The organism is Brevundimonas sp., assembly GCF_044239655.1.
Lineage (GTDB): Bacteria > Pseudomonadota > Alphaproteobacteria > Caulobacterales > Caulobacteraceae > Brevundimonas.
This window is the reverse complement of the sequence record NZ_JBIIAY010000235.1, coordinates 1-4,159: the sequence shown is the minus strand read 5'-3', so window position 1 is coordinate 4,159 and position 4,159 is coordinate 1. Positions and strand designations below refer to the sequence as shown.

The following is a 4,159-nucleotide window of genomic DNA, read 5'->3' as shown; positions in this document are numbered from 1 at the left end:
CTTAAAAAGTCATTATCTATGATTTCATTTTTAGTGCCGTAATTTTCTTGGTGACTACTCTTATAAAGTTTATTAAAATAGTCTTGATCGTCTTTGTAAGTAAAGGTTAACTTTTTAAAATCTAGTTCACCCATTGGCGTAATTTTCCAGGGTACGTCTCTATTTACTTTGTCGCTCCAATCTAGAGTTTGTGTTGTATCTGAATAAAAAGAGTCTCTAGTTTTTACGATAATATTTTTAACATTATTTTTATCCGGCTCAAAATATAGATTAAACATCTTTATTAATCCGCTGATAAAATCTTTACACAAAATGTTTTCCGGAATAATAGAACTTATTGCAATCGGTGAGTTTTCACTCAATTGTTCTACAGCAGTGATTTTAAAATAAGAATCGTTATCAATTCCAAATGATGCCGTGCCGGTAGTTCCCGTTGAAGTAGTTGTAAATGTCCATGAATTAAAAACTATTAAATCAACCTTAATAACATCACCAGCCGTTAAATAAATTCTTTGTCTAAATGGCGTTTTTACCGGAAGTACACTAACTGAATCTTGAATTAATAATACTTGTTTATCACTTGCTAAAGTAGTTGCAGTTGTTAAGTTTTGTAAATTTATTGAGTATCTTAATAACCTATCTGCTACGGCACTTGTCCCGCTTGGAAAAGTTACAATATCGCTTGATGACGCATCAAAAAACAAATCAATGTCATAAAGTCCATTTGTCGGAGCTTGAAATCCATCTGTTAAAAAGTTATTATTAGGATCACTTACTTCCTTAGTCCAGTCCCAATTTTGGAAAACATTATAATAATTAAAAACTTTATTACTAGGATCCCCACTTCTATTTATTGTAACATTAATTAAATCATCGGCTAACATGCTAACAGATGCAGATCTTTTTAAAATATCCGCACTTGTAAGTTTTAAACTTTCTTTATTAAATGGAATAATTAAAGATTTGAAAAAATCACTATTAAAAAACGCGCTTGTATAGGTATAGCCAGCGGATGCAAAAATCTTATCAATATATTGCTTTACATAAATTGCCGGGTAAAAATCTATAACGTCCCACCTTGCCTTCATTATATCCTGATTAGTGCCGTAGTCAATCATGGGGTAAACATAACCTATGCCCTTTGTCGCTGTCCAGGAATCTTGTATATTATTCCCGCTCCAATCGTGGTCAAATTCCGATAAATCTAAATCGGTTAACTTATCATTTGATATGCTAAAAAATAAATCGCTAGTTTCACCATATACAATACAGTTATACATGATTTCGCCATTTTCTAAATAGCTAATATCTGCAAGCCTCAAAGATCCTTTTAATATTTCTATTGAATCCTCCAAAATTAAACAATCCGCTTTTTTATTTGGATTAAATTCAATACCGGTAGTTACCTTGCTAATATTAAAGATATTAGAAAACAAAGTGTTATTTGTCTTCGTTCCTGGCAAAGATATAGTCTTGGTAAATGTGCCTTCCCTTTTATCCGGATTTCTTATATCAGCTATGCTGTACGTTATCGGCAAAGACACGTTTTCTATTAAATTTAAACTTTGGTATTTTGTTGCCCCGTAGGGTTTTACGAATATCTCAACCACGTTGTCTAGTTTTAATGTATGATTTTTCTAAAGTGATTTGTAAATTAAATAGCTTGTCATTAATTGTTTTCTTAACCTCATAATCTGAATTAATAACGTTAACAACCTCAATACCGCTAGCGGTTTCCATATAAGTTATAGGTGAAGTTAACAACTCTTCAAGCCAAATAGCCTCAGCATCTGTTATCCAATTGCTATTAATAGTTAAGGTCTCATTTATTTGAGTGTCATAGATTATATTAGCACGTTGAAAATCTGTATAAACAAAACTAGTACCGCTAAATCCTCCTAAATTTCGTCTGTATTTTTTTCTCTCAATAGTGTTATTTTCACGGCTTACCAAATCAAAGGTAAACGCATCATATGCACCTAGCTTATTTAAAAAGTAAATTCTTACCGGCTCATACTTTGAACAACTATCGTCAATGTTATACCTTACCGGTATAGATGCAGCGGATCCGGTGCCATCGGTTTTTATAATATAATATGAAGTATTACTTGGAATAATATTGCCCTGGTTTTGAGTTGCAACATTTAAATTAGCATTTAAAATTTGATTTAAATTAAGCGTTCCAGCCGGTATATTAATAAATCTTTGTCCAGTTGAACTTACTGCCCAATATGGATTTAAAATATAGGTTGTTTTTATCAAAGTTCCAGCGGAATTATAGGCGAAAACTCCGATATCATTAACAGCACCGGAAGCACCAACTAAAGCCGATATAGTAGCTCTTTCAGTTAGCTTTATTTTATGAGTTGCATTATTAGTTAACAACTGACTTATACCAATTTCACTTGGCATTAATCGGTATCTACTTACATACGTATAATCTACCCACTCGTTCGGATCTAGTGATGCAGTCCAACAATAAACGTCCGGGGAGGTGCTGATACTATAAAGAGTCGGTGTACTTCCATACTCCTCATAATAATCAACATTTAACTTTAAAATGCTTGAGCTTGCTAACTGTACCGTGATAGTTCCATACGCAAAGTTCTGAGTCAAATAGTTTTCAACAATCCGCTTTGCATTAAACAACCCGTAGCCGTTTTCAGGCCTTGCTGGGATTCTATGCCTACTTACTACTGTCCCATTTATTTTAATATCAAAAATATAATTAAAATTAGGCTGTGCCGTATTTGTCGAACTAACAAGATAATTTATGTCGTTATAAACCGGTGTGTATTGTAACGGTTCCTGGTAAATTGTAAATGCCATATTATTTAAGTGAAATAATTATATCTTGTTTGAATGCCTCGGATAGTTCTTTGGCAAAAGCAATAAATCTTTTTTCGGTTACTACATCACTATAAAAATTAGTGGCCGTAGTTCCTTTTTTTTCAATTTTATCAGCTATTAACTCCGCTGCCCTTCGTCGCTCTTCGTCAATACTCATTCTTTCTTCTGTTGTTGCTCTTCTTTTAACCTGAACACCTTTTTTATTTATTCTTGTTAAATCAACACTAGACTTTAATTTTAAAGGCTTTGCACTAATCCATTTTAATATGGCATCTATTGGCGGTCTATGCCCTGGCTTCCTACCTTTATCTACCCAAATGTAATAATCGTCTAATACTAATTGAAAGGATATACCAAACTGTGTGATCTTTAAAGGCTCAAAATTAATAGATTGTCTTAAATTGCCACTTGCATTTATAGGACTGTTAAATTTACCTTGTGGTTTATCTAGATTCTTTTGTAAATCAGTTAATAAACCTTCTGCAAAATTATAAACTAGATCCCCAACTTTATTAAAATCTATGTTTTTTCCGTTCATTTTCTAAAACTTTCCTTTCATGTTCTGACTTATCTTTGAAGTAAGCTATCATATTCATAAACCAAACTATGTTTTGCCTCAACAATGAATCAAACTTTAACACATCGCCCTTAGCTAGCATGTCTAGTATCCCAAACCATCCCCATTGCTCATTAAATCCCTCTGCATTTCCTCTATCAGTACTCTCTGCTCCCTTATTGTAAAGTCTAGAATATCCGCTGTCAAATCGTTTAAGAGATTCGAAAAAAAAAGCGTGAATCCATATACCTCACTGATTTTTAGATGTTCCTGAAATATTCTTGCCCGGTGTGCGTGCTTAGTTCCCTCGTATTCTTGGCCCTCCTCAATATAGATAACCGCCATAATGTTGGCTAGGTTGTCGAAAATTTCATCTGTATTCTTGCAAAACGTTTTAATATCAATATATTGCCCCGCTGTTAACTTAGTAACATCAATAACACCCTTATATATTTGCCCGTTAATCTCAAATTGATTCTTTATCTTTGTTTCCTTTGGCAAATGATTAATAAAAGAAACATAATCAATAGCTTTTTTAAGCGCTTCTAATGGCATTTGATTAACAATAGAAGGCTTTTCACCACTTAACACTGTTATAATGTCTAAATAGCGCTCTATTACGTCCTCTGTGCCGTCTTGTAACTTAGCTTGTAACTGCGCAAATTGTTTAAGGTTAACGGCCTCCCAACTAGTAGGTAAATTAATCTTCATAATTAATAAATATATAATTTGTGATATTGATTTTTATCTTAT

General features: G+C 32.9%; 4 protein-coding genes. All 4 read right to left on the bottom strand.

What is annotated here, in order from left to right; all coding sequences use genetic code 11:
• Positions 1-1,610 (bottom strand): hypothetical protein (locus ACILQR_RS16930; protein WP_395652531.1); only part of this gene is annotated, 1,610 nt, incomplete at its 3' end.
• Entirely contained in the window at positions 1,603-2,829 is a 1,227-nt protein-coding gene (locus tag ACILQR_RS16925) for a hypothetical protein (protein WP_395652530.1), read from the bottom strand. The genes ACILQR_RS16930 and ACILQR_RS16925, both read right to left, overlap by 8 nt.
• A gap of 1 nt (position 2,830) precedes the next feature.
• On the bottom strand, positions 2,831-3,388 hold the full coding sequence (locus ACILQR_RS16920; RefSeq protein ID WP_395652529.1) for a hypothetical protein: 558 nt from the start codon (positions 3,386-3,388) through the stop codon (positions 2,831-2,833).
• Between the two features lie 123 nt (positions 3,389-3,511).
• A complete protein-coding gene (locus tag ACILQR_RS16915; protein ID WP_395652528.1) occupies positions 3,512-4,117 on the bottom strand; it encodes a hypothetical protein in 606 nt (201 codons plus the stop codon).
• Between the last annotated feature and the right edge of the window lie 42 nt (positions 4,118-4,159).

Excerpts from the sequence above, each read along its gene's own strand:
- ACILQR_RS16915 (WP_395652528.1), bottom strand. The coding sequence starts at position 4,117 with ATGAAGATTAATTTACCTACTAGTTGGGAGGCCGTTAACCTTAAACAA.
- ACILQR_RS16925 (WP_395652530.1), bottom strand. The coding sequence starts at position 2,829 with ATGGCATTTACAATTTACCAGGAACCGTTACAATACACACCGGTTTAT.
- ACILQR_RS16920 (WP_395652529.1), bottom strand. The coding sequence starts at position 3,388 with ATGAACGGAAAAAACATAGATTTTAATAAAGTTGGGGATCTAGTTTAT.